Origin of the sequence: Salinirubellus litoreus, from assembly GCF_037335815.1 — an archaeon.
Lineage (GTDB): Archaea > Halobacteriota > Halobacteria > Halobacteriales > Haloarculaceae > Salinirubellus > Salinirubellus litoreus.
In genome coordinates this window covers 1,518,075-1,544,633 of record NZ_CP147841.1, presented here as the reverse complement: position 1 = coordinate 1,544,633, position 26,559 = coordinate 1,518,075, and the positions used below count along the sequence as shown (strand labels likewise).

General features: G+C 70.4%; 32 protein-coding genes. 18 read left to right on the top strand and 14 right to left on the bottom strand.

Annotated features, from left to right (window positions below; translation table 11 throughout):
- Positions 1-13: 13 nt before the first annotated feature.
- Complete coding sequence (locus WDJ58_RS07505; protein WP_338917035.1) at positions 14-1,351, bottom strand: cytochrome P450; 1,338 nt, start codon at positions 1,349-1,351, stop codon at positions 14-16.
- A gap of 72 nt (positions 1,352-1,423) precedes the next feature.
- Positions 1,424-1,894 carry a DUF371 domain-containing protein gene (locus WDJ58_RS07500; RefSeq protein ID WP_338917034.1) on the bottom strand — a complete coding sequence of 157 codons (471 nt, stop codon included), beginning with the start codon at positions 1,892-1,894 and terminating at the stop codon, positions 1,424-1,426.
- 331 nt (positions 1,895-2,225) lie between these two features.
- Between WDJ58_RS07500 and WDJ58_RS07495 the strand changes: the two genes are divergently transcribed.
- From WDJ58_RS07495 to WDJ58_RS07485, 3 genes are all read left to right on the top strand, one after another.
- Positions 2,226-3,116 carry a coiled-coil protein gene (locus WDJ58_RS07495; protein WP_338917033.1) on the top strand — a complete coding sequence of 297 codons (891 nt, stop codon included), beginning with the start codon at positions 2,226-2,228 and terminating at the stop codon, positions 3,114-3,116.
- A gap of 206 nt (positions 3,117-3,322) precedes the next feature.
- Complete coding sequence (gene sppA / locus WDJ58_RS07490; RefSeq protein WP_338917032.1) at positions 3,323-4,333, top strand: signal peptide peptidase SppA; 1,011 nt, start codon at positions 3,323-3,325, stop codon at positions 4,331-4,333.
- 187 nt (positions 4,334-4,520) lie between these two features.
- Positions 4,521-5,651, top strand: coding sequence for a DUF373 family protein (locus tag WDJ58_RS07485; RefSeq protein ID WP_338917031.1), 1,131 nt, complete (start codon positions 4,521-4,523; stop codon positions 5,649-5,651).
- 30 nt (positions 5,652-5,681) lie between these two features.
- Here WDJ58_RS07485 and WDJ58_RS07480 read toward each other — a convergent pair whose 3' ends face one another.
- From WDJ58_RS07480 to WDJ58_RS07470, 3 genes are all read right to left on the bottom strand, one after another.
- On the bottom strand, positions 5,682-7,022 hold the full coding sequence (locus tag WDJ58_RS07480; RefSeq protein WP_338917030.1) for a D-aminoacyl-tRNA deacylase: 1,341 nt from the start codon (positions 7,020-7,022) through the stop codon (positions 5,682-5,684).
- Positions 7,023-7,163: 141 nt separating this feature from the next.
- On the bottom strand, positions 7,164-8,549 hold the full coding sequence (locus tag WDJ58_RS07475) for a sodium:calcium antiporter (protein ID WP_380660453.1): 1,386 nt from the start codon (positions 8,547-8,549) through the stop codon (positions 7,164-7,166).
- Positions 8,550-8,889: 340 nt separating this feature from the next.
- Positions 8,890-9,084: an HVO_2922 family protein gene (locus WDJ58_RS07470; RefSeq protein ID WP_338917029.1), complete on the bottom strand. Its 195-nt coding sequence runs from the start codon at positions 9,082-9,084 to the stop codon at positions 8,890-8,892.
- A 235-nt stretch (positions 9,085-9,319) separates the two neighbouring features.
- Here WDJ58_RS07470 and WDJ58_RS07465 point away from each other — a divergent pair, with 235 nt between their 5' ends.
- The 4 genes from WDJ58_RS07465 (at position 9,320) to WDJ58_RS07450 (ending at position 12,766) form a co-directional block, all read left to right on the top strand.
- A complete protein-coding gene (locus WDJ58_RS07465; protein ID WP_338917028.1) occupies positions 9,320-10,204 on the top strand; it encodes a universal stress protein in 885 nt (294 codons plus the stop codon).
- A gap of 54 nt (positions 10,205-10,258) precedes the next feature.
- The gene (locus WDJ58_RS07460) at positions 10,259-11,053 is read left to right on the top strand and encodes a shikimate dehydrogenase (protein ID WP_338917027.1); all 795 of its coding nucleotides are present in this window, start codon (positions 10,259-10,261) and stop codon (positions 11,051-11,053) included.
- 92 nt (positions 11,054-11,145) lie between these two features.
- A complete protein-coding gene (locus tag WDJ58_RS07455) occupies positions 11,146-11,865 on the top strand; it encodes a helix-hairpin-helix domain-containing protein (protein ID WP_338917026.1) in 720 nt (239 codons plus the stop codon).
- A 10-nt stretch (positions 11,866-11,875) separates the two neighbouring features.
- Entirely contained in the window at positions 11,876-12,766 is an 891-nt protein-coding gene (locus tag WDJ58_RS07450) for an aminotransferase class IV (RefSeq protein ID WP_338917025.1), read from the top strand.
- Here WDJ58_RS07450 and WDJ58_RS07445 read toward each other — a convergent pair.
- Positions 12,760-13,425: a DUF998 domain-containing protein gene (locus WDJ58_RS07445; protein ID WP_338917024.1), complete on the bottom strand. Its 666-nt coding sequence runs from the start codon at positions 13,423-13,425 to the stop codon at positions 12,760-12,762. The two genes, WDJ58_RS07450 and WDJ58_RS07445, sit on opposite strands and share 7 nt — an antisense overlap.
- A 94-nt stretch (positions 13,426-13,519) precedes the next feature.
- On the opposite strand from WDJ58_RS07445, the gene WDJ58_RS07440 reads away from it, so the two are divergent.
- Entirely contained in the window at positions 13,520-13,951 is a 432-nt protein-coding gene (locus tag WDJ58_RS07440) for a Rieske (2Fe-2S) protein (protein ID WP_338917023.1), read from the top strand.
- 99 nt (positions 13,952-14,050) lie between these two features.
- Here WDJ58_RS07440 and WDJ58_RS07435 read toward each other — a convergent pair whose 3' ends face one another.
- Positions 14,051-14,344 (bottom strand): transcriptional regulator, encoded by a 294-nt coding sequence (locus tag WDJ58_RS07435; RefSeq protein WP_338917022.1) that lies wholly within the window; start codon positions 14,342-14,344, stop codon positions 14,051-14,053.
- Positions 14,345-14,544: 200 nt separating this feature from the next.
- Between WDJ58_RS07435 and WDJ58_RS07430 the strand changes: the two genes are divergently transcribed.
- Positions 14,545-15,516, top strand: coding sequence for an NDP-sugar synthase (locus tag WDJ58_RS07430; protein WP_338917021.1), 972 nt, complete (start codon positions 14,545-14,547; stop codon positions 15,514-15,516).
- 40 nt (positions 15,517-15,556) lie between these two features.
- Here WDJ58_RS07430 and WDJ58_RS07425 read toward each other — a convergent pair whose 3' ends face one another.
- A complete protein-coding gene (locus WDJ58_RS07425) occupies positions 15,557-16,291 on the bottom strand; it encodes a diphthine--ammonia ligase (protein WP_338917020.1) in 735 nt (244 codons plus the stop codon).
- Positions 16,292-16,548: 257 nt separating this feature from the next.
- On the opposite strand from WDJ58_RS07425, the gene ftsZ reads away from it, so the two are divergent.
- The 4 genes from ftsZ (at position 16,549) to WDJ58_RS07405 (ending at position 18,915) form a co-directional block, all read left to right on the top strand.
- Positions 16,549-17,721 carry a cell division protein FtsZ gene (ftsZ, locus tag WDJ58_RS07420; RefSeq protein ID WP_338917019.1) on the top strand — a complete coding sequence of 391 codons (1,173 nt, stop codon included), beginning with the start codon at positions 16,549-16,551 and terminating at the stop codon, positions 17,719-17,721.
- 143 nt (positions 17,722-17,864) lie between these two features.
- Entirely contained in the window at positions 17,865-18,038 is a 174-nt protein-coding gene (locus tag WDJ58_RS07415) for a protein translocase SEC61 complex subunit gamma (RefSeq protein WP_338917018.1), read from the top strand.
- A 1-nt stretch (position 18,039) separates the two neighbouring features.
- Positions 18,040-18,477: a transcription elongation factor Spt5 gene (locus tag WDJ58_RS07410; RefSeq protein ID WP_338917017.1), complete on the top strand. Its 438-nt coding sequence runs from the start codon at positions 18,040-18,042 to the stop codon at positions 18,475-18,477.
- A 279-nt stretch (positions 18,478-18,756) separates the two neighbouring features.
- Complete coding sequence (locus tag WDJ58_RS07405) at positions 18,757-18,915, top strand: hypothetical protein (protein WP_338917016.1); 159 nt, start codon at positions 18,757-18,759, stop codon at positions 18,913-18,915.
- 156 nt (positions 18,916-19,071) lie between these two features.
- Here WDJ58_RS07405 and WDJ58_RS07400 read toward each other — a convergent pair whose 3' ends face one another.
- Positions 19,072-19,365: a DUF7565 family protein gene (locus WDJ58_RS07400; RefSeq protein WP_338917015.1), complete on the bottom strand. Its 294-nt coding sequence runs from the start codon at positions 19,363-19,365 to the stop codon at positions 19,072-19,074.
- A 113-nt stretch (positions 19,366-19,478) separates the two neighbouring features.
- Between WDJ58_RS07400 and WDJ58_RS07395 the strand changes: the two genes are divergently transcribed.
- From WDJ58_RS07395 to WDJ58_RS07385, 3 genes are all read left to right on the top strand, one after another.
- The gene (locus tag WDJ58_RS07395) at positions 19,479-19,898 is read left to right on the top strand and encodes a methylated-DNA--[protein]-cysteine S-methyltransferase (RefSeq protein ID WP_338917014.1); all 420 of its coding nucleotides are present in this window, start codon (positions 19,479-19,481) and stop codon (positions 19,896-19,898) included.
- Between the two features lie 11 nt (positions 19,899-19,909).
- Positions 19,910-20,329, top strand: coding sequence for a methylated-DNA--[protein]-cysteine S-methyltransferase (locus tag WDJ58_RS07390; RefSeq protein ID WP_338917013.1), 420 nt, complete (start codon positions 19,910-19,912; stop codon positions 20,327-20,329).
- A 68-nt stretch (positions 20,330-20,397) separates the two neighbouring features.
- Positions 20,398-21,153: a PHP-associated domain-containing protein gene (locus WDJ58_RS07385; RefSeq protein WP_338917012.1), complete on the top strand. Its 756-nt coding sequence runs from the start codon at positions 20,398-20,400 to the stop codon at positions 21,151-21,153.
- Here the strand turns inward: WDJ58_RS07385 and WDJ58_RS07380 are convergent.
- Together WDJ58_RS07380 and WDJ58_RS07375 are read right to left on the bottom strand one after the other, a co-directional pair.
- Entirely contained in the window at positions 21,147-21,635 is a 489-nt protein-coding gene (locus WDJ58_RS07380; RefSeq protein WP_338917011.1) for a metal-dependent hydrolase, read from the bottom strand. The genes WDJ58_RS07385 and WDJ58_RS07380 overlap by 7 nt on opposite strands.
- A 48-nt stretch (positions 21,636-21,683) precedes the next feature.
- Positions 21,684-22,202: a CinA family protein gene (locus tag WDJ58_RS07375; protein ID WP_338917010.1), complete on the bottom strand. Its 519-nt coding sequence runs from the start codon at positions 22,200-22,202 to the stop codon at positions 21,684-21,686.
- Positions 22,203-22,299: 97 nt separating this feature from the next.
- On the opposite strand from WDJ58_RS07375, the gene WDJ58_RS07370 reads away from it, so the two are divergent.
- A complete protein-coding gene (locus tag WDJ58_RS07370; protein WP_338917009.1) occupies positions 22,300-22,683 on the top strand; it encodes a hypothetical protein in 384 nt (127 codons plus the stop codon).
- A gap of 199 nt (positions 22,684-22,882) precedes the next feature.
- A complete protein-coding gene (locus tag WDJ58_RS07365) occupies positions 22,883-24,004 on the top strand; it encodes an ArsA family ATPase (protein ID WP_338917008.1) in 1,122 nt (373 codons plus the stop codon).
- Here the strand turns inward: WDJ58_RS07365 and WDJ58_RS07360 are convergent.
- From WDJ58_RS07360 to WDJ58_RS07350, 3 genes are all read right to left on the bottom strand, one after another.
- Positions 24,001-24,216, bottom strand: coding sequence for a hypothetical protein (locus WDJ58_RS07360; protein ID WP_338917007.1), 216 nt, complete (start codon positions 24,214-24,216; stop codon positions 24,001-24,003). The two genes, WDJ58_RS07365 and WDJ58_RS07360, sit on opposite strands and share 4 nt — an antisense overlap.
- A 100-nt stretch (positions 24,217-24,316) precedes the next feature.
- A complete protein-coding gene (locus WDJ58_RS07355; RefSeq protein WP_338917006.1) occupies positions 24,317-25,645 on the bottom strand; it encodes a glycerate kinase type-2 family protein in 1,329 nt (442 codons plus the stop codon).
- Between the two features lie 5 nt (positions 25,646-25,650).
- Entirely contained in the window at positions 25,651-26,493 is an 843-nt protein-coding gene (locus tag WDJ58_RS07350; protein ID WP_338917005.1) for an SDR family oxidoreductase, read from the bottom strand.
- Between the last annotated feature and the right edge of the window lie 66 nt (positions 26,494-26,559).

Here is a 26,559-nt window from a genome sequence, read left to right as displayed (position 1 = left end):
AGTGTGTCCTGGCTCAGTCGACGGGCTCGATACGTCCCGTGACGTCCCCGGCCGGTCGGAGCGTGGGCGTCACCCGGAGGTCGGAGAGCGCGTCCTCGGCGATCTCGACGTCGAACTCGCGGGCGAGTCCGGCCAGCGCGAGCGTCGCGCCCGACAGCGAGAAGGCCTGGCCGATACAGGAGTGTGGCCCCGAGGAGAACGGGAAGTACGCTTCCACGTTCTGCGGGTTCCGGCGCGCCCACCGGTCGGGATCGAACTCCCGCGGGTTCTCGAAGTAGCGCGGGTCTCGGTGGATCGACCACTGTGGGAGGATGATCGACGCGCCCGGAGGGATGGCGTAGTCGCCGAGACGGACCTCCTCGGTCGTCGAGCGGAAGACCGCCCACGCCGCGGGGTAGAGCCGGATCGCCTCGCGGAACGCCCGCTGAGTGTAGTCGAGTTCGCGGACGTGCTCGTACCGCGGGGTCGAGTCACCGAGCACCTCGCGGGCCTCCTCGCGTACGCGCTCGCGGGCTTCGGGGTGCCACGACAGGAGCGCCCAGGCGTAGGTGAGCGAGAGCGCGGTCGTCTCGTGGCCGGCGATGAGGAACGTGAGGACCTCGTCGCGGATCTGGTTCGGCGGCATCTCGACGCCGTTCTCCTCGGCCCTGAGGAGGAGCGCGAGCATATCCCTCGGCTCCTCGCCGTCGCCGCCGTCCTCGGCGAGCTTCTCGCGGCGCCGGGCGATGATCTCCTCGCCCATCGCCCGTATCTCGTCGGCCACCGCCTCGAACTCCTCGGAGGTGGGGCTGAGGAACTCGGGAGCCAGGCTCGTCGGCGAGAACTCGAACTCGCGGCCGGCGGTCTGCATCCAGCCGTGGAACTCGTCGGCGGCCTCGTGGCCGATGTCGTCCCCCAGAAGGATCTCCGAGGCGACGCGGATGGTGAGCCGGGTCATCTCGGCGTGGACGTTCCGTTCGCCGGGGTCGGCCCGCCACTCGGCGGCGAGCTCCTCGACCCGTTCGCCGACCGTGTTCGCGTACGCGGTGACCTGCCTGCCCGCGAACGCGGAGGCCATGATCGAGCGCTGCTGTTCCCAGAGATCGCCCTCGCTCTGGACGAGCCCCTGTTCGGCGATCATCGCCGCGGAGCCGCTCGCGGCGATCCGCGGGAACTCGGCGGGCCGCGAGAGGGCGTCGTGGACGAGACGGGGGTTCGTCACGACAACGAGCGGACCGCGACCGGGGATGGGGACCGCGACGAGGTCCTCGAACCGCGACTGGACGCCCTCGAGGAACCGACGGGGGTTCCCCCCGAACCGGGCGGCGTTCAGGAGGCCGCCGTCGGGGGGGCGCGGGAGCTGCTGTCGCATAGCTGATAGACGGACGGCGCGGTCTTGGGGCTTTCGTAGGCGGGGATTCGGGCGGGGTTTCGATCCCTCGCCCTACGGCTCGATGCGGAGGGTCAGGGTCAGCGCCGCCCCGTCAGCGAGCGCGGCGACGAGGTCGCGGTCGAGGTCCGCGGCGGCCGCGTCCGCGCCCACCATCACCGTCCGGTCGTCGACGTAGTCGCTGGTCCGGGCCACGAGGCTCCGTTCGTCCTCGAAGGTGAGATCGGGGTCGCCGCGGCCGGTCACGACGGCCTCGTGGCCGCCCGCGCGGAGCGTCGCGACGACGGTCGCGTCGGCGTCCCGGCAGGCTGCAACGAACGCCGGGTCGAACTCGGCCGGAGTACGGTCGGCCTCGACCCCGACGATGCAGTCACCCGCCGGCGTGAGCCAGTCGTCGCTCGTCAGCTCCCAGGTGCTCGCGTGGGTCCCGGCCACGTTCTCGTGGCCGCGGGCACGGACGGTCTCGGTCGGTCCCGCGCCCGCCGACGGCTCGTCATCGGGTGGCCGCGTTCGGTCGTCGGTCACGGTCCCCTCTCGACCGGCGCGACACTTGAGCGCGACCATCCCGATCCGTCATCCGCGGGCTCCGTCGCACCCGGTCGGGTTAATATACCGCCCGGGTTACCGTGGTATCAGTTAACGCGCCGCTGTGGTGCGGTACGGGCCGGGTCGCCGGGATCGGGACCACCAAAACGTTTAAATTCCTCTACCCTGTACCGAAGGATACCAGAACGCCTCCGGCGTTCGACAGCATCGCACGACGCCCAGATGACAGGGAAACTGCTTGTCCGGTGGCAGCCGCACCCGGGAGCCGCGCCTGTGGAACGCCGAAGCGGTAATGGAATCGACGATAACCATGGCAGAGAGTATTGACGAGTCCAAGAACGTAGCACTGACAGACGACGACCTGGAGAACAAATCGAAGGGTCAGCTCATCAAGATGGCCGGTCAGCTCCGAGACCGGCGGAACGACCTCAACCAGAAGGCGAGTGAACGCGCATCCAAGCGCGACGAGCTCAACGCCAAGACCCGCGAGAAGGTCGACGAGGCCCAGCAGCACCGCGAGAAACGCGACGAGCTCAACGAACAGGTCCAGGAGCACAAACAGCAGCGCAACGAGCTCAACGCGAAGGCCAACGAGCTGTTCGACAAGGTCGACGAGCTCAAGGACGAGCTCGAACTGAACGACGGGAAGTCGGTCGACCAGCTCAAGGAGGAGATCGAGGACCTCGAGTTCAAACAGCAGACGCAGGTGCTCTCGAGCGACGAGGAGCGCGAACTCATCGAGAAGATCGAGGACAAGCGCACCCGCCTCGAGGACCGCAAGGAGAAGCTCGACCAGAACCAGGACTTAGACGAGCTCAAGTCCAAGGCCAAGGAGGTCCGCGCGAAGGCCAGCGAGCACCACCAGAAGGTCACCGAACTCGCGGACGAGGCCCAGGAGCACCACAACGAGATGATCCAGGCCTACCGCGAGGCCGACGACATCCGCGACGACGCCGACGAGTGGCACGAGAAGTTCGTCGAGGCCCAGGAGGCCGCCGACCGCCACCACGAGGACTTCGTCCGCGTCCAGAAGCGCCTCCGCGAGATGGACAAGGAGGAGGAGCGCGAGCGCGAGTCCGAGCGCGAGGAGAAGCGCGAGGAGGCAAAGCGCGAGGCCGAGGAGATCTACCAGAGCTTCAAGGACGGCGAGACCCTCGACACCGAGGACCTGATGAAGCTCCAGAAGGCCGGTCTGCTGTAGACTCGCCACACCCGCGGGCCCGGTTCCCGGGCGTCTACCCTGTCTCGATTCGATCCGCAAGCCGGAGTTCCCCTTCCCGTCAGCGACCGCCACGGTCTATATCGCGACCCCAGGCTAGCGGAATCCGCCGACGGACGCACGACCGGGGCGGGCGATAGCCCTAACCGTTGGCCCCCCGCAGGTCGGACCATGCGCCGTGATACGCCATGACCGACCGGACGAGTGCCGCCGGTCGGCTGTTTTTCGTCGTCGTCACCGCCGCCCTCGCGGCGGTCGTCGGCTGGGTGCTGTTCGTCTTCCTGCCGAGCGGGAGCCTCGCCCGGCTCCTCGGTGTCGTCCTCGCGCTCGGACTGCTCGTCCTCGGCGTCCGTCTCGGCGGGCGGTTCGCCGCCGCGAGGTTCCCCTCGCACAACGTCGCGGAGGTGGCCGTCGACGGGCCCATCACCCGCGACGGCGGGAGCCCCTCGTTCCCACCGTCCGGGCCGACGAGCCCCGGCGCGGACGAGGTCGTCGAGCGCATCGAACGCGCCGACGAGGACGACGCGAGCGAGGCGCTCCTGTTGCACCTGAACACGCCCGGGGGCGAGGTCGTCCCGAGCGACGACATCCGGCTCGCCGCCGCCGAGTTCGACGGCCCCACGGTCGCCTACACGACCGACGTCTGCGCGTCGGGGGGCTACTGGATCGCCAGCGGCTGTGACGAGCTCTGGGCGCGCGAGGGGTCGATCGTCGGCTCCATCGGCGTCCGGGGGTCGCGGATCACGGGTCAGGAGCTGCTGGATCGGGTGGGCCTGAACTACGAGCAGTTCAAGGCCGGCGAGTACAAGGAGGCCGGCGCGTTCCCGACGGACGTCGACGAGGACGAGCGGCGCTATCTCCAGGGGCTCATCGACGACTACTACGACCTGTTCGTCGAGACCGTCGCCGAAGGGAGAAACGAAGATCCCGACCGCATCCGGGCGACCGAGGCGAAGGTGTACCTGGGGCGGGAGGCCCACGAGCGGGGACTGGTCGACGAGCTCGGCACGCGCGAGGAGACCCTCGACCGGCTGGAGGAGACGCTCGGCGAGGAGGCCACCGTGAAGGAGCTCTCCCCTTCGAGGTCGCCGCTCCAGCGACTTCGCGGGGGGGCCGCGAGCGTCGCCTACGCCTTCGGCGCGGGTATCGCCTCGGCGCTCGTCCCCGGGGCCTCGGTCGAGCGGTTCCGGTTCGACTGAACGGGCCCGGCGTCGCCGACGCCCCATCCGCCAGGCCGGGCGACGACACTCACTCACGAACCCGTCGCTCGCGTGCTCGTCGATCCTCGGGACCCGTACTGTCCGGTTTCTTTATCGCTGACCGTCCGTCGAGTAATCCCCGGCCGATCGACGAGCCTTTTTTACGGCGGGGGTCGTCCCTCCGGTAGTGAGCACGCTGGTCGTGTGCGTGGACCGCGGGGGGCTCGCGCCGGACGGGCCGCTGGTCGGGGTCGAGGCGGTCCGCGAGCTCGTCGTCGAAGTCGGCGTCGACGATCCGGAGGACTCCCGTGTCAACTGCCTGCTCGAGACGCTCCGCGTGGCGCGGGACCTCGAGGAGTCGGGCGAGGAGGCGGTCGTCGCCGTCGTCTCCGGCCGGGGGACGGGCGACGCCGTCGCGGCCGACCGCGCGGTCGCCCGACAGACCGACGAACTCGTCGAACGCTTCGATCCGGAGTCCGCGGTGGTGGTCATCGACAGCGCCGAGGACGAGCGGCTCCTCCCGATCGTCGAGTCCAGGGTTCGGGTCGACGCCGTCGACCGCGTCGTCGTCCGGCAGGCCCACGACATCGAGTCCACCTACTACCTGCTCAAGCAGTTCCTCGGCGACGAGGAGCTCCGCGGAACGGTGCTGGTCCCCATCGGCGTGACGCTGCTCGTGTTCCCCCTCCTGCTGTTGCTCGCCGACAGCCTCACCATCGCGGTGTCCGCTATCGCGGCCGTCATCGGGGTCTTCCTTCTCTACAAGGGCCTCGGCATCGACGACCTCCTGGCCCGGCTCCCGGCGCTGTTCCGCGAGGCGTTCTACGCCGGGCAGGTCTCGCTCGTCACCTACGTGGTCGGCGTGGGGCTGGCCCTGGTCGGGATGTTCGCCGGGGCCATCGGCGTCTCGGGGATGGCCGACCCGGCGTCGCCGCTCGTCGCCATGCGGTTCGTCTTCGACAGCGTCCCGTGGCTGGCGCTCGCGGCGCTGGCCGCCTCGACCGGTCGCCTCCTCGACGAACTGCTCGACGAGGGCGGGGTCCGGTCGTCGCTGCTCAACCTCCCGTTCGGCGTCGTCGCCGTCGGCCTCGTCGTCCGCGGGTTCTCCGCGTACTTCCTCGAACGCGGCGGCGTCATCGCCCCCCTCACGATCCCGGCGGTCGAATTCGGGCCCGTCTCCGTCGAGGGGATCGCCTTCTCCGTCTGGACCCGGCTCGCGCTGTTCGTCCTCTCGGGCATCCTCATCAGCCTCGTCGGGGTCAGGTTCGCCTCCTACGTCAGCGAGTCCGACGTCGAGGAGGAGTTCTCGGGGCCCTGACCGCCGGCGCAGCGGGCAGCCTCGTCCTCCTCAGATATCGAACCGCCGCTCGGTCGTCCCCTCGACTGCCTCGGGGGGTATCTCCCGCCCCTCGACTTCCACTACCTCCCCCGCCGCCAGCCGGCCGAACGCCGGTCCCTCCGGCACGCCGAGGGTTCGGGCCTTCTCAGGGTCGAACCCGCTCGTCCGGGCGGTGACCGCGCCGTCCTCGCGCTCGACCGAGTCGTACTTCTCCCGGAGGACGTCGAGGAGGTCGTCGACGATCGACTCGCGGTCGGACGTCTCCCGGACGGCGATCCGGCCGTCGGGGACGGTTCCGTTCTCAGTCGACTCGAACGCCACGGTCGAGTCGACCACCGTCTCGCGGACCCGTTCGCGGTCGATGCCGACCGCCTCGCCGAGCAGGTCCGCGGGCAGGGTGGCCGTCTCGAACTCGCCGTCGAACTCCCTGGAATCCGCGCCGAAACGGAGCCCCTCGTCGATCGACGAGAGCCGGTCCTCCGCCCGCTCGACGAGATCGAGGGGGACGCCCGCGGTCTCCCGGAGCCACCGCTCGCCCACGGTCTCGTAGCCCGCGGCCTCGATGGCCTCTCGAATCGCCCGCGAATCGCCGTCGCCGTCGAGCAACGCTCGGGTCGCGCCCGACCGCTCGAACGCCGCCGCGATCACCGCCCGGTTCGCCGGGTCGCGGGGGTCGCCCATCGCCTCCAGGCCCCAGTCGGCCGCGACGTGGCCGACCGCCCAGTCGGTCTCCGCGAGGACCCGCTCGAACCGACGGACGTAGTGACCCCCGCCGAACCCTACGATCTGGCGCTCGCGGTCCGGGTCGGTCCCTCGAAGATCGAGGACCGCCCGCGCGACCGCCTCGGCACCGGCAGGGTCGTTCCACTGGTCCTCGCCGGAGCCGAGTTCGGCGAACAGCGAGGGCGCGCCCACCTCGGTCGGTCCGTGGTGGGTGCACTCCATCCCGACGTCGTAGCCATCGGGCGCGTGTCGTTCGAACGCATCGTGAATCTCCGCGAGGGCGTTCGGCGCGGCGCGTGCGAGGGCGTTCGGCTCGCCGCCGTAGTCGGCGGGGCCGAAGTTCCCGGTCGTGTGGGCGGTCAGGAGCGCCCCGGTGTCGCCCGCGTGCCGCGAGGCGAACACCAGGAGGTCGGGGGGCTCGGAGAACGCCTCGGCGGGCCGCTCGAGGTGGATGTGGAGGTCGTCGAACTCGCGGAGTTCGGCTCCGGGTGCGGAGTAGTAGCGGCCGCCCCCCTCGGCGTCGGGCCGCGCGTCGTCGACGCGCCCGGTCCACTCGACGAGTCCCCGGAGGTGTTCGCCGACGTGGACCGAGGCGGAGTCGTCCCTGCTGACGACGATGGCTAGCACGTCGGGGCGTTCCCGTCGGTCGGGATTAACCCTCCCGATATCGGACCGGCCGGGGCTGTCCGGAGGGGGTCGGGATTCGAACGGGGGGTCGGTGCGGGAGCGGCGGGGGATCCGGGATGGTGCGAGGTCGGCTCGTGTCCGTCAGTCGTCGCCGCTCCGGGCCTGGCTCTCGCCCGTCGAGAACGCCTCGCTGATCGTCCCGGTGGTACGCCGGAGGATGCCAGCGAGCGCGTGACGACGCAGGACGAACAGCGCGACGCCGATGACGATGTAGATCGCGGTGTAGACGAGCAGCAGTTCGTAGCTCGAGATCCCGATGGCGATGGCGTCGCGGATCATGAGGAACTCGATGACCACCTGCGAGAGGAAGAGGAGTAGCAGTACGAGCGCCTCCCTGACGGATATCTCGAAGTTGACGAGGACGGCGATGGCGAACAGCGACTGCGCCGCGGTGATCCAGATCTCGGCGGCCTGCTTCTGGTCGAAGGCGAGCACGCCGTACCGCCCCAGCGCGAGCGAGTGGACGACCACGAGCGTCCCGATCAGGAGCGTCCACTGGTTGAGCTTCGAGGAGATGAGCGCGTTGAACCCCGCGGTCGAGCGGGCCTTGTTCACCAGGTAGAGGACGACGATCAGTTCGGGGGACTCGGAGGCCAGCGGCGCGATCCACTGGATCATGAAGAACGAGGGGACGCCGATGTTCTGCCCCAGTTCTTCGAGCCCGTGGGCGAACGGCTCGACCGCGGTGAAGATCATCAGCCCGGAGTAGGCGAACAGCAGGAGAACGGTCGAGATCCGCCTCCGCTTCGGGAACCGCTGGAGGTAGGCGGGGACGCCGACGTGCTCCTCGGCCGGGTCGACGTCGCCCCGGAGGATGATGAGGATGTAGGCGACGTAGAGCCCGACGAGGAAGGCCATGTCGAGGATGTCGATGCCTCCGTTCAGGGGGACGAGGAACGCCCAGCCCGTCGCGGCGAGCAGGAAGACGATGTCGAGTCCGATCTCCCGGTCGATCGTCACGACGTCGGCGAGGACCCCGGAGCGCTCCTCGACGGCGGGGTCGGCCGACGACCCGGCACGATAGACGGTGAACAGGGCGATCCCGGCCCACCCGATCCCGATGAGGATGCGGTTCGCCCCCGTCATGTTGGCGACGGCGAGGTTACCGGCCTCGATGCCGCGCTCGGTGCCCGCGTAGACGCCCGCGTTCCAGGCGTAGAGCGCGTCGACGGCGTACTCGGGCGCGACCGCGAGCACCGCGAGCACCGCGATCGCGAACGCCCGGGGGACGTCCTTCTCGGCGGTTTCGGCCCCCCACGCGAGCAGGAAGGACGCCCCGAGGACGGAGAGCCCGCTCACCGCGACGATCGTGAGCGTGGACATGTCCGCGAACAGGGCGGGGACCTCGTACCCGACGCCGAGGAGGGATGCGAGGACCGGGAGGACGGACGTGACGATCCACGTGACGACCCAGGGGAGGGTGAGCGCGACCGCCATCCCGATCATCCGCAGCGACTGTCTTCTCATGGGTATCCGACGACTCCGGTGGCCGGACCGATCGCCGGGAGAGCGACGGTCCGGAGTGGTTTCGAGTTCATGCTGGCGTCCTCGCGTTCCTCCGTTCGTCTCCCACCAGAGCGTCACCGCTTATAATTCACAAGATACGGCTCCTTCCCCCGAATTTCGCGTCCCTGGCCGCTGAGCCACTCGATATGGGATTCTAGCGGCTGGTTCGGAATTTACCGGACTGGAGGCCTGAAATCGACGGTTTCGGACGTATCGGTAGCAGAGGGATAGATCACGGGCCGCTCGGCTGCCGGGGCTGGGCGGCTACGGGGGCTGGACGGTCGCTGGACGCGGCGCGCGCTCAGGTGCCCTCGCGGAACTGCACCTCGGCGTCCGGCGCGCTCCGTTTCACGCTCTCTATCCCCCGCTCGACGCCCTGTTTCGACTGGTATCCCTCGCCGCTGTCCGCGATGATGTTGCCGTTGGAGGCGACGAGACGCCACCGCCACTCGTCCGCGTTGTCCCGGAACACCTCGAACGTCGCCTTTCTGGACATCGCTCGGGAGGTCGTTCCCGCCGGGGGTACTAATGTCCCCGGACCGGCCCCGCCCGGTCCGGTGAAGCGTCGCACGCCGGAGTGGTGGCCGCTCCGATCTCAATCCCGGCGGCCGTTTCGACGGGCGACCCGAGTGAACCAGTGTAGAGCAGGCGGACGCTACGAGGGTACTCGCGACCGGTGCCGGACACCCCGTTATTTATCGGGTGCGGCCCGACTCCACGCTGTGTACGCCATGTACGACACCGTTCTGATCCCGTCCGACGGGAGCGAGCACGCGGTCCGGGCGGCCGAGCACGGCGTCTATCTCGCCCGCGCGTTCGACGCGACGGTACACCTCCTCAACGTCGTCGACGTCCAGGCCGCGGCGGGACCGTTCAATGCCGGGGGGGTGGACAAGGCGTTCGTCGAGCGCCTCGAATCCGAGGGGCGGACGGCGATCGAGGCGGTCGAAGCCGTGGCGGACGAGGAGGACCGTGTCGAGACGACGCTGGTCAGGGGGAGCCCGGCCGAGGCGATCCTCGAGTACGGGTCCGAGAACGGGGTCGACCTGATCGCGATGGGGACGCACGGACGGACCGGCCTGGAGCGGTACGTCGCGGGGAGCGTCACCGAGCGCGTCCTGCGGCTGGCGGAGGTGCCGGTCCTGACGGCCCGGGCGACCGGGGGGAGCCGTCTCGAGGGGGAGTACACGGACGTCCTCGTTCCGACCGACGGGAGCGACCACGCGGCCCGGGCGGCCGGGCACGGGATCGCGGTCGCCGAACGGGTCGGTGCCAGGGTCCACGCGGTCACCGCGGTCGACGTCGAGCGGCTCGACTCGGTCCGGGACTTCGCGTCGATAACCGGACTCCGCGAGCGGCTCGGGGAGGACGGTGAGCGGTGGACGGCGGCGGTCGCGGCGCGAGCGGAGGAGGCCGGTCTAGACGCCGTCACCGACGTCCGCGAGGGCTCACCGGCGAAGACACTCCTCGCGTACGCCGACGAGCACGACGTCGATCTGATCGCGATGGGGACGCGCGGGCGGACCGGTCTCGACCGGTACCTCCTCGGGAGCACGACCGAGCGGACCATCCGGCGCTCGGACGTGCCCGTCCTCGCGGTCAACGAGCGGGAGTAGGGCCGCCCGGTCGAATCGAACCACGTATGCGACCGGCCCCCGACCCGACCGCGTATGGACGTGTTCGGTCTGCTCGGCAACCCGGTGGGTCACTCGCTCTCGCCACCGATGCACGAGGCCGCCTACGAGGAGCTCGGGATCGAGGCGCGGTACGTCACGTTCGAGCCCGAACCCGACGCGCTCCCGGCGGCGCTCGCCGGGGCCGAGGCGCTGGGTATCGCGGGGCTGAACGTCACCATCCCGTTCAAGCGGGACGTCCTCGACCTCGTCGAGCCGGACGACCTCGCCGCGCGTATCGGCGCGGTCAACACCGTCGACTTCTCCGGGACACCGACGGGACACAACACCGACGCCGAGGGGATCGTTCGGGCGTTCGAGCGGCACGACGTCGACCTGGCGGGCTCGGCCGTCGTCGTCGGGGCGGGCGGGGCGGGGCGGGCGGCGGCGTTCGCGCTCGCCGACGAGCGTATGGACGTTCGAATCGCCAACCGGACGGTCGAGCGGGCCGAGGAGCTCGCCGGAGCGGTCGAGGGTGCGACGGCTCACCCCCTCGACGCCCTCCCGGACCTGCTGGCCGACGCCTCGGTGCTCGTCAACGCCACCAGCGTCGGGATGGAGGAGGACGTCTCCCCGGTCCCCGAGGCGGCGCTCCACGGCGGGCTGGCGGTGCTCGACGCGGTCTACCGCCCGGTCGAGACACGACTCCTCCGCGAGGCCGGGGCCGCGGGCGCGACGACCGTCGACGGCGCGTGGATGCTCCTCTACCAGGGGGTCGCGGCGTTCGAGCGATGGACCGGCCGGGAGGCCCCGGTCGACGCGATGAACCGGGCGCTCAGGTCGCGGCTGTAACCGCTCCCCGCCCGCCATCCTCCCAGGGCCGATCGGGGACGGGCGGCTCGACTGCGAACGGATTTAAGTACCACCTCCCGCTTTCCCTACGCATGGGACTGCTGGATACGATCCGCTCGTGGTTGGGCATCGGCGGGAACGGGTCCGACCGGGGGGAGCAGGTCGAACGGCGGACGACGGACGTCCGGGTCGAACACGATCCGGAAGAGTCGGCCGACGTCGACGCGACGTCGGAGGCCCTGGCGTCGGGGACCGACGACTCGCCCGAGCACGACGAGGCCGGTGACCCCGACGAACTCGACGAGGCGGTGACCGCGGGGACCGACGCGGCGGCCTCCACCGATTCGCTCACCGAGGAGCCGCCCGACCCCGACGCGGCGACCGAGCCGGCCGAACCGGCCGAGGGAACCACCGTGACCGACCACGCCGGAACGGAGCGGGAGGCAGCCGAACCCGCCGAGGCCGCCGGGCCGACCCCCGACGAGCCGGACGTGGACGTCGAGCCCGAGGACGCCGCCCCGGAGCCGTCGACCGAGACGGGCGTCGCCGAGAGCGGGTCCGTAGCGGAATCCGAGGAGGTCGACGAGACCGAGGAGACCGACGGGACGGACGACGGGACCGACGCGGGTAGCGAGCCGGTCGACTCGATCAGCGGCATCGGGCAGGCGTACGGCAAGCGCCTGTCCGACGCGGGCGTCGAGACGGTGGCCGACCTCGCCGGAGCCGACTCCGCCGAACTCGCCGACGCGTCGGGGATCTCGGAGAAGCGCATCACGGACTGGCAGGAGGCGGCCGACGACCGTCTCGGGTGAGCCGGCGGTCGTGACGCGCGACACGGACGGGGTACAGTATCACGTCGACGGCGAACTCCTCCCCCGCGAGGAGGCGACCGTCCCGGTCGAGGACCGGGGGTTCCGCTACGGGGACGCGGCGTTCGAGACGATGCGGGCGTACGGCGGCGAAGTGTTCGAGTGGAACCGCCACGCCGCGCGGCTGGCCCGGACCTGCGAGACGCTCGGGATGCCCGGGGCGGTGCCCGGAGACCTCCCGCTCAGGGTGGCCGAGACCCTCGACACGAACGACCTCGCCGACGCCCGCGTCCGGATCTCGATCACGCGGGGCGTCCAGCCGGGAACGCTCACCCCCCAAGAGGAGGTCGATCCGACCGTCGTCGTCACGGTGGAGGCCCTCCCACGGGGTGGACTCGACGGCGAGGACGTCTGGGACGGCCCCGCGGTGGTCCAGTCGGTGCGGACCCGACGGGTCCCCGACGCGTCGCTCCCGGCCGACGCGAAGACCCACAACTACCTCAACGGCGTCCTCGCGCGCCTCGAACTCCGGCGGGCCGCCAACGACTCCTACCGTCCGGACGAGGCGCTGCTGCGCGACGTCGAGGGCCGCGTCGCGGAGGGGGCGACGAGCAACCTCTTCTTCGTCGCCGACGGGACCCTCCGGACCCCCGAGGCGGGCGACCTGTTCCCCGGCGTTACGCGCGAGGTAGTGCTCGAACTCGCCGAGGACGAGCCGTTCCCGGTCGAGACGGGTGCGTACGACCTCGACGACGTGCGGGACGCCGACGAGGCGTTCCTCACCAGCTCGACGTGGGAGGTTCGCCCGATCGAGTCGATCGACGGCATCGCCGTCGGCGGCGGCCCGATCACCGAACTCCTCCGACGGCTCTACGACGAGCGCGTCGAGGAACGCTGTTACTGATCCCACCCGCCCGGGGTAGCCCGCTCGCGGCCGTCGGTGCCGTCGGTACGGTCCTCCCGGGTACGCCCGCTCCCCTGCCGTCGGGACGAGAACACCGTGTAGAGCGCCCACGCGTGCAGTCCGAGGACGCCCACGATCTCCGGGATGGCGAGCCCGGGGGCGACCGTCCGGACGTAGAGTCCCCAGACGAGCCAGGCTCCGGGATCGAGCGTGCCGCAGACGAACCCGACCACGGCGTCGCGGGCCTGGCCGGCGCGGTACGAGCCGGTCGCGTGCGTCCAGAGGGCCACCGGGACCGAGAGGAAGAACGCGACCGCGACCGGGAAGTGCTGAGGGGTTCCGGTCGGGAAGACCCCGACGAGGGCGCTCAGGACGGCCGAAACGCCGAGGGCCGCGCCCCCGGTCCGTTCGAGGCCGTTCCGGCCGTAGCGGTAGAGCCACGCGACGAACGGGAGGGCGACCAGACCGGAGAGCACGAGCCCGCCGTTGAACAGGAGCGCGGTCGCCGTGCCGGGCGCACCGAGATCCGAGAGCGCGCTCCCGGTCCAGGTGAACGTCGGCGAGACGAGCGTCGCCGAGAGGATGGCCCCGAGCGAGACGAGGACGAACGCCACCCCCGAGGCCCTCCCGAGACGTTCGAGCCGGTCGAGATCGGTCACGAGCCCGCTTCGTGTCGCTCCTACTCGGTGGTTCCGGTAGTGGCGGTTCGGGGCCGACCGCAAGGTTGGAACCGTTCGCGGCCCGACCTCGGGTATGGCACCGAGCGAGGACCGGCGCATCGCCGCGCTCTCGGAGATCCCCGAGGGCGGGACGCTCCTGTTCACCGCCCGCGAGGGGTTCGACGAGGTGGAGGTCGTCCTCGTCCGGCTGGCCGACGGGGTGGCCGCCTGGGAGAACTACTGTCAGCACTGGACGGACGTCCGGTTCGACAAGGGGTCAGGTGGGATGGTCCGGAACGACGAACTCGTCTGTCAGAAACACGGCGCGACGTTCGAGACCGACACGGGGTACTGTAACTTCGGCCCCTGCGAGGGGGCGTACCTCGACGGCGTGGACGTGACGGTCCACGACGGCGACGTCTACCTGACCGACGAGGACCTGGCGTTCGACTCACTGGGACCGAGCGAGGACGCGGACCTCTCGACCGGTTCCCCGGGCGGGCGGATCGACTTCACCGGGTCGTAGAACCCCGCGGCGCGCGTGTCCGGGTTACACCGTCGGGACACGCTGCCGACGCGGAACGCCGGCTCCTCTTCGAAGCGCCGGCGTTCGGCGTCTCTGCTCTCACTCCACGCGGAACGCCGGCTCTTCGATGCTCTCCGAGCGACACTCCGGACACCGCGACGGTCGGTTGACGAGATCGTCGAAGTCGGTGAACCCGCAGTCGCGGCACTCGGGCGGGGCGACCAGAAGCTGTTCGTCGCCCTCGCTCGCCAGCGACTGGGCGATGTGTTCGACGTGTGTGAGCGCGGCGGCGGTGGTGATGCCGAACTCGTTGGCGAGCGTCCCGGCCCGGGCGGTGTCCTCGCGGAGGAAGTCGGCGATGCGCTGGCGCGTCGTCCGGTCTGCGCCCTGCATGCTCGGGCGGTGGCTCCGGTCCCGTATATCCCTTGTCTTGGGCGGTCGGGGACCGCCGTCCGTCCGGCACGCCGACGACGGTCCGGCGACAGGAACCCATCCGGACTGCAACGGTACGTGAGCCCCTGTACCTCAGGGGATCGGTCACCTGTCCGATCGAATGAGAAGTGCTTTACCCCGCCCCAGTAACAGTCCGGGTTATGAAAGCAGTCGTGCTGGCCGGCGGGTACGCGACACGCCTGTGGCCGATCACGAAGCACCGGCCGAAGATGTTCCTCCCCGTTGGGGAGACGACGGTGATCGACCGCATCTTCGACCAGCTCGAACGCGACGACCGGGTCGAGACGGTGTACGTGAGCACGAACGAGCGGTTCGCCGGCGACTTCGAGGAGTATCTCGACGAGAGCGGGTTCGAGAAGCCGGTCCTCTCGGTCGAGGAGACGAGCGAGGAGGACGAGAAGTTCGGGGTCGTCGGCGCGCTCGCCCAGCTCGTCGACCGCGAGGGGGTCGACGACGACCTGCTGGTCGTCGCGGGCGACAACATGATGGGGTTCGACCTCCGGGACTTCCTCGACCACTTCGAGGGACACGGGACGGCCACGCTCGCCGCCTACGACGTAGGATCGCGAGAGAAGGCCAAGTCCTACGGCCTCGTCGAACTGGAAGGGGAACGGGTCGTCAACTTCCAGGAGAAACCCGCGGACCCGCGCAGCACGCTCGTCTCTATCGCCTGCTACGCGCTCCCCCGGGAGTCGCTCCGCTTCGAGGAGTACCTCACGGACGACAACAACCCCGACGAGCCGGGCTGGTTCCTCCAGTGGCTCCAGTCCCACGAGCCCGTCCACGCGTTCACCTTCGAGGACGCCTGGTACGACATCGGCACGCCCGAGTCCTACCTCGAAGCGGTCCGGTGGGCGCTCGGCGGCGAGAGCATCGTCGCCGACTCGGCGATCGTCGAGGGCTCCGAGGTCGGCGAGAACGTCCACGTGATGGCCGGTGCCCGCGTCGAGTCCTCCTCGCTCGAAGGCTCCGTCGTCTTCCCCGACGCGACCATCCTCGACTGCGACGTCCAGGACTCCATCGTCGACGAGGGTGCCCACCTCGAGAATCTCGACCTCGCCGGCGCGCTCGTCGGCGCGCACACCCGCCTCACCAACGGGGACCGCGAGTAAGCCCGATATCGGGCACGGCACAAGGGGTTCCCCGCTCCGCTCATCCGAGTCGCGCGTCGGTCACCCGGAGGTGCCCCCGGTCGCCCTCCCAGACGCGCTCGTACTCGAGTTCTATCGGCCGGGACATGTGCGGACCGTCGACCACGAACGTCTCGAACTCCCCGCCCTCCCCGAGGAGGTGGACGCCGTAGCGTTCGTTGAGCGACTCCAGTTCCGCGAGCGCGTCGGCGTCGAGCCGGCGGCCGAGCCAGGACTCGTCGAGGCCGGCGGCCGCCACCTGAAGTATCCGTATCTCGAAGCCGGCATCGAGCATCGCCTCGGCGAGTTCGAGCGGGTCCTCGCCCCAGAGCGGGGCGAACAGCTCACAGCCGAGCCGATCGGCCATCGCCCGGATACGCGAGGTCTGGTACTCGCTCTCGACCGCGCCGGCGGTGAGCCCGCCGAGCCCGCCGAGTTCGCGGGCGAGGTGTTCGAGCGCGTCTTCGAGCGGTTCGAGTTCGCGGTCGCCGCGCTCGCCGGAGGTCTCCGCGTCCGGCGCTCTCGCCTCGAAGTCCGCCGGGTGGACGTCGACGAGCGGGATACCGATGCTCTCGGCGGCGAGCGAGGCGAGTTCGGTCGCCGGGACGTGGTACATGAACGACTCCCCCTCCGGGTGGACGGTGACGAGCCGCTCCACCGGGAGCCCCTCCTCGATGGCCCGGTAGAGTGCCCAGGAGGAGTCCTTCCCGCCGGAGAAGAGACTCACCCAGGGCGGGTCGGCGTGCGTTCGGGTCATGGGACGAGTAGCCGACGGGGCGGTTTACCGTCGTCGGTCCGCCGCTCCGGGGCCCGTTCGCTCTCGTCCGTCGCTCCCCGCGCGCCGCCGTCAGACGCGGACGGGTCACGCGGAGAGTCGTCCGTCGTGTTTTTATATCGCGTTCAATGGTTTACGCCCGAACCTCGAAATCGGACGCGAGAAGCTCTGAAACCGTATGACGAGCGTCTGACGCCGGCGATAGATACATATGAGGCACACGCAACGCGCCGGGTAGCATGGACTCGCTTATCGAGGGCGCCATCGAGGAGGCGGAGGAGGACCGGGTGGATGGGGCCACCCAGGGAACCGAGGGCGACGCCGCGCCGAGCACGTCCGGGACGATGACCGACGAGGAGCTGGCGGAGGTCATCACGGATCTCGAGACGGAGATCACGGTGTTCGGTTGCGGCGGGGCCGGCGGGAACACGGTGACGCGGATGGCCCAGGAGGGCATCCACGGCGCGGAGCTCATCGCGGCGAACACCGACGCTCAGCACCTCGGCCAGCAGGTCATCGCCGACAAGAAGATCCTCATCGGCCGGAAACGGACCGGTGGTCGCGGAGCCGGGAGCGTCCCGAAGATCGGCGAGGAGGCCGCACAGGAGAACATTGAGGACATCCAGGCCTCCATCGATGGCTCGGACATGGTGTTCATCACCGCCGGACTGGGCGGCGGAACCGGCACCGGGAGCGCTCCGGTCGTGGCCCAGGCCGCCCAGGAGGCCGGCGCGCTCACCATCGCCGTCGTCACCATCCCGTTCACGGCGGAGGGCGAACGTCGCCGGGCGAACGCCGACGCCGGCCTCGAACGGCTCCGTGCGGTGGCCGACACGGTCATCGTCATTCCGAACGACCGGCTGCTCGACTTCGCACCGAACCTGCCCCTGCAGGACGCGTTCAAGATCTGTGACCGGGTGCTGATGCGCTCGGTCAAGGGGATGACCGAACTCATCACCAAGCCCGGCCTGGTGAACGTCGACTTCGCCGACGTGAAGACGATCATGGAGAACGGCGGCGTCGCCATGATCGGCCTCGGCGAGTCCGACTCGGAGAACAAGGCCCAGGACTCGATGCGTTCCGCACTCAGGTCGCCGCTGCTCGACGTCGAGTTCGACGGCGCGAACTCCGCGCTGGTCAACGTCGTCGGCGGCCCCGACATGTCCATCGAGGAGGCCGAGGGCGTCGTCGAGGAGATCTACGACCGGATCGATCCCGAGGCCCGCATCATCTGGGGGGCGTCGGTCAACCCCGAGTTCGACGGGAAGATGGAGACGATGGTGGTCGTCACGGGCGTCGAGAGCCCGCAGATCTACGGCAAGAGCGAGGCCGAGCGCGAACAGCGGGCACAGCAGGGCGGGAGCCAGAGCCGCACGGCGACCTCCGACGGCGGCATCGACTTCGTGGAGTAGTCGGATCGGTCGGACTCACGGCTCGCCCCCGTTCCTGCCTACACTTTCGGCCCCCGGCGATCAGCGCGTCGCATCCTCACAACCTGTGGTATCGGTAGCGTGCGGACCAACAGGTAGAAAAAGCCGCGCGGAAAAGTCCGGGTATGGAAGTCCCCAAAGACCTCTCCTCGTACGCCCGCGTGCTCAAGCTGGCGAGTACGCCCTCGACCGAGGAGTTCTCCCAGGTCGCGCTCGTCGCCGGTGCGGGTATCCTGCTGGTCGGCCTGCTCGGGTTCGTCATCTTCGTGTTCATGTCGTTCGTCCCCGGAGGTGCCTGAGATGGGAATCTTCGCCGTCAAGACGACCGCGAGCCAGGAGCGAACCGTCGCGGACATGATCATGAACCGCGAGGAGGCGTCGATCCACGCCGCGCTCGCGCCCGACCAGCTCACCTCCTACGTGATGGTCGAGGCCGACGACGAGAGCGTCTTCGAGCGCATCCTCGACGAGATACCCCACGCCCGCGGGGTCGTCCCGGGGATGTCCTCGATCACGGAGGTCGAGCACTTCCTCTCGCCAAAGCCGGACGTCGAGGGGATCGCCGAGGGCGACATCGTCGAACTCATCGCCGGCCCGTTCAAGGGCGAGAAGGCCCAGGTCCAGCGCATCGACGAGGGCAAGGACCAGGTCACCGTCGAACTCTACGAGGCCACCGTTCCCATTCCGGTCACCGTCCGCGGGGACCAGATCCGCGTGCTGGACAGTGAGGAGCGCTGAAAGCGCTCCTCGACCTCCTCGCTCGCTTCGCTCGCGTAGGACAGCGAGGAACGGTGAGCGGTGCGTGGCCGTGTCCCGAACGGTTCGAGTCAGCAGGTCTCCCGGAAGGCTCGGAGTAGAGGCGAGCGCTAACCGGACGCGGACAGGGGCTGAACACGGCTATCACCCGGGATTTTCACCACGAGTTGTCGCCCGCCGACGCGTATCGGCCTCCAGCTCTCCACGAGTGAGTACGTCCGCTCGGAAACGCTTTCCAGGGTGGGAGAAAACGGATCGACCATGACCGATCTTCGCCGCCCCATCGCGTATGGTCTCGCGGTCTCGATCGGCACACTACTCGGATTCGTCGTCCTGGGTGGCTCCTCGGTCGAATCCGGTCTGATGGGCGCGGTCGGGGCGTTCGTCGTCATGTTCGTCCTGCGGCTCGCCTTCGGGTAGGGAGAACGCCCGAGACCCGCCGGACCGCGAACGTCCCTCCCCATCCCGTGATCGGGGCGCATTCCCCACTCGGCGCGTCGTTGGAGACGTCCCCCGACCCTGACTCGGCGGAGCCGAGCGGCACTGGAGGCTTCTGCCGGGTCCTGAAACGAACACCTACCCGCCCTTCGCGTTCAGTCGCTCGACGACGGCCTCCAGGTCGACCGCCCCCTCCACCTCCTCGCGGACCGCCTCCCGCCGCTTGATCTCCTCGGCGTCGCCGTCGTAGGCCCGGATGTACTGTGCCCGGCTGTGCTCGTCGAACACGTGGCGGATGGCGAAGTACCCGTCGGGGACGCGCTTTCCGCAGATCTCACAGCGGACCGGGTCGTGGTCGGTCGCCTGGTGGAGGAGGAGTTCGTCGGCGGCGTCCGACCGGTGGCCACAGCCCTCGATGGCGCACTCCCACATGAGCCGAGCGAGCGCACGACGGGACTAAACCGTTCCGGGCGGGGGCGTACGCTCCGGACGGGGCCGCGGGAACGCCCGAAGGTAGAAGACCTCCCGTCGCGGAGCAGGTAGTGTTGCACGTCACCGTTCGGGGGTTCGACTTCGAGATCGACGCGGACGCGATAGCGGAGCCTCCCGAGGTGATCCGACGTCAGGTCCGCGAGTACGACCGCGGCGAGCGCCGGACGTTCGACCTCACGGTCGAGTTCCCGGGGACGTTCGTCGGTCGGGTGATGGCGGCGATGGCGTCGATCCCGTACGGCGAGACGCGGACGTACGGCGAGCTGGCGAGCGAACTCGGGAGCGCGCCGGTGCCCGTCGGGTCGGCCTGCGGTCGGAACCTCGCCCCGGTCGTCGTCCCATGTCACCGGGTCGTCGGGACGGACTCGCTCGGCGGGTTCTCCGCCGCGGGTGGCCTCGATGCGAAACGGGCGCTGCTCGCTCACGAGGGGGTCCTCACGGGGGTCCAGTCCGAACTCGGGGCGTTCTATTGACCGACGCTCCGATGGAATCCCTCGCCGTCGACCTCCTCGGGTACACGATACGCCTCGACACCTCGCTCCTCGGCGAGCCCGACGCCGAGGTCCGTCGCCGGGTCCGGGAGTACGCGGCGGACGAGCGCGAACGGTTCGACCTGACCGTCGAGTACCCCGAGACGTTCACCGGACGGGTGTGGGCGCGCGTCGCACGCATCCCCTACGGAGCGACGGCGACGTACGGCGAGCTGGCGACGGAGCTCGGGTCCGCGCCGGTCGCCGTCGGGGGTGCGAACGCGCGCAACCCGCTCCCGCTCGTCGTCCCGTGTCACCGGGTCGTCGGGGCGGACTCGCTCCGTGGCTACCGGTATCCGGGGCTGAAGGAGCGGCTCCTCCGTCACGAGGGGAGTGCGGGATCGCTGGCGTTCGATCTCGATGGGACGGTGTGAGCCGCCCATCCACCTGACGGGTCCGCCGAACGACAACGGCTAAATTCCGCTCCGACAAACCCCGGCGCGTGACCGAGTTCCGTGTCGATCCCCACGTGAAGGTGCTCGACGAGCGCGTGGTCGTCCGCGCCAAGCGCCGGGGGCTCGACGCGCTGGTCTACGCCCCACACTTCACGCGACTGCCCGAGATCGAGTCCCGGGCCCGGGCGTTCTCCGACGAGGAGCTGCTGGTCGTTCCGGCGCGGGAGCTGTTTACGGGCGGCTGGCGGAACCGGAAGCACATCCTCGCGACCGGGCTCTCGGCGCCGATCCCCGACTACCTGACACTGGAGGCGACGATGCGGGAACTCGATCGACAGAACGCGGTCGTGCTGGTTCCGCACCCCGAGTTCGCGACGGTGAGCCTCGACGCCGCGGACATCGACCGGTACGGCCACATCGTGGACGCCGTCGAGGTGTACAACTCGAAGCACTGGGCCCGCCACAACGGCCGCGCGGGCGAGATCGCTCGCGGGACGGGGCTCCCGGCGTTCGGCTCCTCGTACGCCCACCTGCGGGGGAGCATCGGGGAGGTGTGGACGGCGTTCGAGGAACCCCTGCCGTCGGTCCCGTCTGTCGTCGAGGCGTTCCGCGAGGGGCTCCCGCGTCGGGTGTACCGCCGACGGGGGTGGTCCCACGCGGTGCGCTGTCGCGCGGAGTTCGCACACCTCGGCTGGGAGAACTCCTGGCAGAAGTTCGAGCGGGTCGTGCTGAAGGGTCGCGAGGCGACCCACCCGCGTCACCCCGCCTACGGGGGGCGCTTCGAGGACGACGCCGTCTACTGAGCGTACGGTATCGCCTCGACGACCCGCTGAACGAGCCCCGGGGCGACGTGGACGAGGAAGGCGGCGACGGCGAGTTCGAGCGCCGTGACCAGGAGCGTGACGAGGTTGGCGAACCGGCTGTCAGTCGTGACGCCGGTCGGCGAGCCGAACTCGCGGTCCGAGAGCGGGTAGAACAGGGCGACCCCCCGCCTGCTCCCGAGCATGTCGAGGACGTAGTGGGTGAGGACGCCCAGCCACACCCACCGGAGGTTGTCGAAGTAGAGGGGAAACGCGAGGAACACGGCGAGGGTGAGGAGGTTGTGGAGCGTCTTGCGGTGCTTGCCGAACGCGGTGTCGACGTCGGGGAACAGCGCCCCGAGGACGACCGGAACCGACACCGCCGCAATCGTCCGGAACGTCTCGAGGTCGCCGGCCGGCTCGAGGACGTACCCCAGCCCCACCGCGAGGAGGAGGGCGTTCAGCACGTGACCCTGCTTGTTCACCGTCGGGGTGACGACCGTCGACCCCACAAGCGTTTCCGTTCTGTCGAGCTATCCGCGCCGCTCGACGGCCGCGAGACAGTCCCCGAGCGCCTGTCGGGCGAACCGCTCCTTGCACTCGATCCGGTCGCCGTCGAACTCGTAGCGCTCGACCGCGGTCTCGGAGGTGCCGGTTCCCCACTCACCGGCGAAGGCGACCCCGACGAAGACCGTCCCGACGGGCTTCCCCTCGGTACCGCCCTCGGGACCGGCGACCCCGGTGGTCGCGACACCCCAGGTCGTGTCGGCGGTGTCGCGCACGGCCGCGGCCATCCGTCGGGCGACCGGTTCGCTCACCGCCCCCTGCTCGTCGAGGTCCTCCCGGGGGACGGCGAGCAGCGCCCGCTTCGCCCGGTAGGAGTAGGTCACGACCGCGCGGTCGAAGTAGTCGCTCGATCCCGGGACGTCCGTGAGGAGCGACCCGGCGAGCCCGCCGGTAGCCGACTCGGCGACGGCGATCGTCTCCCCGCGCTCGCGGAGCGCCTCACCTAGCCGCTCCTCGACGGGCGGCTCCGCCGCGAACTGGTACATACACGCACACCGGGCGAGTCGGACATGAATCCCATGCCCGCCACACGAGCATTGACGCCGCCGAGACACTGAAGTCCGCGTGCACCGTCGCGTGTGTATGGGTCCCGTGGTGGACGCCGCGCTCACCGCCGTGATGGTCGTGACGCCCACGGCGATGTACCTCGGGCTCTGGCGACTCCTCATGCGGATGCGCGACGACGAACTCATCAACCGCCTCGACCGGCGGATGCGGGACGCCGACCCGGACCGGGCGGCCCGGCCGGGAACGCCCGCGGCGGTCGGCCTCCCTGCGCTCGACGCGTCGGACCTCGATCCCGACCTCGACGGTCGGCTGGCCCGGCGGATGCGTCGTCGAGGGAAGATGGAGCAGTGTCCCGACTGCCGGACGCTGAACGGTCCTCGCGACGAGGCGTGTCACGCCTGCGGGGCCGAACTCGCTCGCTCCGGGGCGTCGGGCCTACTGTCCCGTCTCGGACGCTGATTCGGCCGCGCGGCGGTGCGGCTACGCGGACTGACGGTCGTCGCCACTCTCCGGTGGACGACCCCGATCCCCGTTCGCTTCGGCCGGATCGACGGGGATCGACGGGGACCGACGCCCGGGAACGGATGGACGCGTCATCCCTCTCGAACCCTCGGCCGTGACCGACGGGTACAGGTGTCCGGACTGCGAACCCCGGCCGATGAGTGACCTGCACGTCGAGGCGGTCGAGTCGCTCGACGACGCGGACGTCCCACGGGGGGTCGACGCCCCGGAGTACGTCCTCTACGGCGGGAAGGGCGGCGTCGGGAAGACGACGATGGCGGCGGCGACGGCGCTGGCCTCCGCCCGGGACGGGACCGCCACGCTCGTCGTCTCGACGGACCCCGCACACTCGCTGTCCGACTCGCTTGGCACCGACGTACCCACCGAGCCCGGCCGTATCCACGAGGAGTACCCGCTCTACGGCGTCGAGATCGATCCCGAGGCGATGCAGGAGGGGCCGTTCGCCGGCGGCGAGATGGACGTCGACGGGCTCGGTGGGCTCGGTGGGCTACTCGGCGGGGACGGCGGCCCGCTCGGCGGTAGCGACGACCCGTTCGCCGACGGCGAGGGGGGACCCGGCGGCGGGGCCAACGCTCCGAACGAGACCCCTGGCGACCCGCTCTCGGGACCGATGCCGGGGGCGGACGAGGCGGCCGCCGTCCAGTTGCTCCTCCAGTACCTCGACGACGACCGGTTCGAGCGAGTCGTCGTCGACACCGCGCCGACCGGCCACACCCTCCGGCTGCTCGAACTCCCGGACGTCATGGACTCGATGGTCGGCCGGCTGCTCTCGTTTCGCGAGCGGCTCTCCGGGATGATGGGCTCGGTGACGGGGATGTTCGGCGGCGGTGAGGAGGAGATGGAACGGGGGCTCGACGACCTCCGCGAGCTATCGAGGCGGGTCGAACGGCTCCGCGACGCCCTGCGCGACCCCGGCCGGACGGACTTCCGGGTCGTGATGGTACCCGAGGAGATGAGCGTCGTCGAATCCGAGCGGCTGGTCGAGCGGCTCGGACGGTTCGGCATCCCCGTCGGGACCATCGTCGTCAACCGGGTCATGCAGGACCTCGCCGACGTCTCGGGGGTGGAAACGGACTGGTTCGTCGCGCCGGACCTCGACTCCTGTGCGTTCTGCAAGCGACGCTGGGAGGTCCAGCGCGGGGCGCTCTCGCGGGCGCAGGACCTCTTTCGGGGGGTCGATGTCAAGCGCGTCCCGCTGTTCGCCGACGAGGTACGGGGCGAGGAGACGCTGCGCGTCGTCGCGGCCTGTCTGGACTAGCGGTCGCGGGCGACCTGGGCGACGACGAGTCCCAGGGCGGCGACCATGAGGCCGATGAGCGCCTGGAGGCCCGCTCCGTAGAGGGGACCGCCGCTGGCGACCGTCAGGCCCGCGGCGGTCAGGAACAGCACGCCGACGACGCCGTGGAGGCCGAGGACGATCCACTCCAGCCTCCCGAACCCGGAGACGTCCGTGAAGTGCCCGAGATCCACGCCGGACCTTCGTGACCGGGCGAGAAAAAGCTCGCGACCCGCCGTCCGATCCGTCCGAACCGGCGAACGTCCGTCGGCCGGTCGGGGGTCGATGGTCGGTTCAGCCGGAGACGACCAGCACCCGGAGGTCGTTGACGTTCGTCCCCGTCCGCCCGGAGTGGAGGAGCGCTCCGCGCGAGCCGAGGTAGGAGCCGGCGTCGTTCCGGGCGAGCGCGTCGCGGGCCTCGTCGGCGTCCTCGACGGTCGAGGCGTCGACGAGCGCGCCCGCCGCGTCCGATCCGCCGTCCCGCCCGTCCGTATCGACGCTCGCCAGCACCGCGCCCTCGGGGAGCTCGATGGCCGCCCGGAGTGCGAGTTCCTGGCTCGGGCCGCCCTCCCCGTAGGTGTCGCCGAGCGTCACCGTCGTCTCGCCGCCCGAGAGCACGACCCCCGGAATCGTCACGGGCTCGCCGGTGTCGAGCGATTCCTCGGCGACGGCGACGTGGGTCAGCCCGGCTTCCGCCGCCTCGCCGCGGAGCCTCGCCGAGAGCAGCCTCGTCCCGTGATCGTGCTCCTCGGCCACCTCACGGGCCGCTTCGATCGCCGTGTGACCCCCGACGAGAACGTGGTTCGAGACGCGCTCGAAGAGGGCGTCCCCGGGGTTCGGCGTCTCCTCGACGCCCCCCTCGACGCCGCGGTCGATCCGCTCGTCGATCGAGTCGGGCGGGTCGATCCCGTAGCGGTCGAGGACGGCCCGCGCGTCGGCGAACGTCGATGAGTCGGGGACGGTCGGGCCGCTCGCCACGACCGCGGGGTCGTCGCCGACGACGTCGCTGACGAGCAGGCCGACCACCGTCGCGTCCCCGCAGGCCCGCGCCAGCCCGCCGCCCTTGATCGCCGAGCAGTGCTTGCGGACGGCGTTCATCTCGTCGATGCTCGCCCCCGAGGCCAGCAGCGACTCCGTGACCGTCCGGAGCTCCTCCAGCGAGACGCCCTCGACGGGGGCGGCCAGCAGCGCCGATCCGCCCCCCGTGATCGGCGCGAGGACGAGCGTCCGCTCGTCGGCGTCGTGGGCGAGTTCGAGCAGTCGCCGCGCGCCCGCGACCGACCCCTCGTCGGGAACCGGGTGGCCGCCGACGTGGACCTCGACCGTGAGGTCGGCCGGTGCGTCGAGCACCACCGCACCGCCGTCGATGCGGTCGCCGAGGAGGTCACGGAGTGCGCGGGCCAGCCCGCCGGCGGCCTTCCCCCCGCCGAGGACGAGCACCCGATCGTAGTTCCCGAGATCGTACGTCTCCCCCATGACGTCGAGGGTCTCGCCGTCCGCCGAGAGCGAGAGGTGGCGCGCGACCGCCACCTCCGGCTGGGCGGCCTCGATACCGGCCGCGAGGCAGTCGAGCGCGAGTTCGTGAGCGGGTGACCGGGCGTGGGTTTCGCGGTTTTCGAACATGGCGGTCACGGGAGCTTTCGGAGTATCGAGAAGGCGGCGTCGCGCAGCCCGTCCGGGAGGAACCGGGCGTTGAGCGAGAGTTCGGCGAACCGACCCACCGGGTAGCGTGACTGCGGGTCGGGCGAGACCGCCGCCTCCAGTATCGTTTCGGCGACCGCCTCGGGCGGGATGGCGAACGGACTCTCGCCACCGACGAGCGTGGCGTCCTCCTGGAACTCGTAGACCGACTCGTAGGCCTCGGTGCGGGGGCCGGCCTCGAGTTCGTCGCCGACCCGGTCGCGGAACGACGTCTCGACGGGGCCCGGCTGGACGACGACGACGTCGACGCCGAACGGCTCGACCTCGGTCCGGAGAGTGTCGCTCATCCCCTCGACGGCGTGTTTCGAGCCCGCGTACGCGCCCATCCCGGGTGCGGCGACCCGACCGGCCACGCTGGAGACGTTGACGATGGTGCCGTCGCGCGCCTCGCGCATGTGTGGGAGGACGGCCCGTGCGAGACGGTGGGGTCCGTAGACGTTCACGTCGAACTGGCGGTGGAGCATGTCGTCCGTGACGTCCTCCAGGGGGCCGTGCTGGCCGTAGCCGGCGTTGTTCACGAGCGCGTCGATGCGGCCGTCCCGTTCCATCATCCGCGAGGCGACGCGCTCGGCGTCCTCGCGGTCGGTCACGTCGAGCGTGTTGACGTCGCAGTGTTCGCGCTCTCCCAGCGTCTCGATGTCCGCCGGGTTCCGCGCGGTGGCGTACACCTTCCAGTCGTCGTCGAGGAACGCCTCGGCGGTCGCCCGCCCGACGCCCGAGGAGCACCCCGTTATCAGGACCGTCTTGCGCGGTCCGACCGTCTCGCTCATGCTCCGGGGGTCGGCCGGGGTGGTGATAGTGGTTTCCCGTTCGCTCGCCGGGTCGGGGTTCCCTTC

Excerpts from the sequence above, each read along its gene's own strand:
- WDJ58_RS07430 (WP_338917021.1), top strand. The coding sequence starts at position 14,545 with ATGAAAGCAGTCGTGCTGGCCGGCGGGTACGCGACACGCCTGTGGCCG.
- WDJ58_RS07475 (WP_380660453.1), bottom strand. The coding sequence starts at position 8,549 with ATGAGAAGACAGTCGCTGCGGATGATCGGGATGGCGGTCGCGCTCACC.
- WDJ58_RS07440 (WP_338917023.1), top strand. The coding sequence starts at position 13,520 with ATGGCACCGAGCGAGGACCGGCGCATCGCCGCGCTCTCGGAGATCCCC.
- WDJ58_RS07470 (WP_338917029.1), bottom strand. The coding sequence starts at position 9,084 with ATGTCCAGAAAGGCGACGTTCGAGGTGTTCCGGGACAACGCGGACGAG.
- WDJ58_RS07365 (WP_338917008.1), top strand. The coding sequence starts at position 22,883 with ATGAGTGACCTGCACGTCGAGGCGGTCGAGTCGCTCGACGACGCGGAC.
- WDJ58_RS07460 (WP_338917027.1), top strand. The coding sequence starts at position 10,259 with ATGGACGTGTTCGGTCTGCTCGGCAACCCGGTGGGTCACTCGCTCTCG.
- ftsZ (WP_338917019.1), top strand. The coding sequence starts at position 16,549 with ATGGACTCGCTTATCGAGGGCGCCATCGAGGAGGCGGAGGAGGACCGG.
- WDJ58_RS07390 (WP_338917013.1), top strand. The coding sequence starts at position 19,910 with ATGGAATCCCTCGCCGTCGACCTCCTCGGGTACACGATACGCCTCGAC.
- WDJ58_RS07465 (WP_338917028.1), top strand. The coding sequence starts at position 9,320 with ATGTACGACACCGTTCTGATCCCGTCCGACGGGAGCGAGCACGCGGTC.
- WDJ58_RS07350 (WP_338917005.1), bottom strand. The coding sequence starts at position 26,493 with ATGAGCGAGACGGTCGGACCGCGCAAGACGGTCCTGATAACGGGGTGC.
- WDJ58_RS07405 (WP_338917016.1), top strand. The coding sequence starts at position 18,757 with ATGACCGATCTTCGCCGCCCCATCGCGTATGGTCTCGCGGTCTCGATC.
- WDJ58_RS07435 (WP_338917022.1), bottom strand. The coding sequence starts at position 14,344 with ATGCAGGGCGCAGACCGGACGACGCGCCAGCGCATCGCCGACTTCCTC.
- WDJ58_RS07355 (WP_338917006.1), bottom strand. The coding sequence starts at position 25,645 with ATGTTCGAAAACCGCGAAACCCACGCCCGGTCACCCGCTCACGAACTC.
- sppA (WP_338917032.1), top strand. The coding sequence starts at position 3,323 with ATGACCGACCGGACGAGTGCCGCCGGTCGGCTGTTTTTCGTCGTCGTC.
- WDJ58_RS07375 (WP_338917010.1), bottom strand. The coding sequence starts at position 22,202 with ATGTACCAGTTCGCGGCGGAGCCGCCCGTCGAGGAGCGGCTAGGTGAG.
- WDJ58_RS07410 (WP_338917017.1), top strand. The coding sequence starts at position 18,040 with ATGGGAATCTTCGCCGTCAAGACGACCGCGAGCCAGGAGCGAACCGTC.
- WDJ58_RS07505 (WP_338917035.1), bottom strand. The coding sequence starts at position 1,351 with ATGCGACAGCAGCTCCCGCGCCCCCCCGACGGCGGCCTCCTGAACGCC.
- WDJ58_RS07425 (WP_338917020.1), bottom strand. The coding sequence starts at position 16,291 with ATGACCCGAACGCACGCCGACCCGCCCTGGGTGAGTCTCTTCTCCGGC.
- WDJ58_RS07400 (WP_338917015.1), bottom strand. The coding sequence starts at position 19,365 with ATGTGGGAGTGCGCCATCGAGGGCTGTGGCCACCGGTCGGACGCCGCC.
- WDJ58_RS07415 (WP_338917018.1), top strand. The coding sequence starts at position 17,865 with ATGGAAGTCCCCAAAGACCTCTCCTCGTACGCCCGCGTGCTCAAGCTG.
- WDJ58_RS07370 (WP_338917009.1), top strand. The coding sequence starts at position 22,300 with ATGGGTCCCGTGGTGGACGCCGCGCTCACCGCCGTGATGGTCGTGACG.
- WDJ58_RS07495 (WP_338917033.1), top strand. The coding sequence starts at position 2,226 with ATGGCAGAGAGTATTGACGAGTCCAAGAACGTAGCACTGACAGACGAC.
- WDJ58_RS07455 (WP_338917026.1), top strand. The coding sequence starts at position 11,146 with ATGGGACTGCTGGATACGATCCGCTCGTGGTTGGGCATCGGCGGGAAC.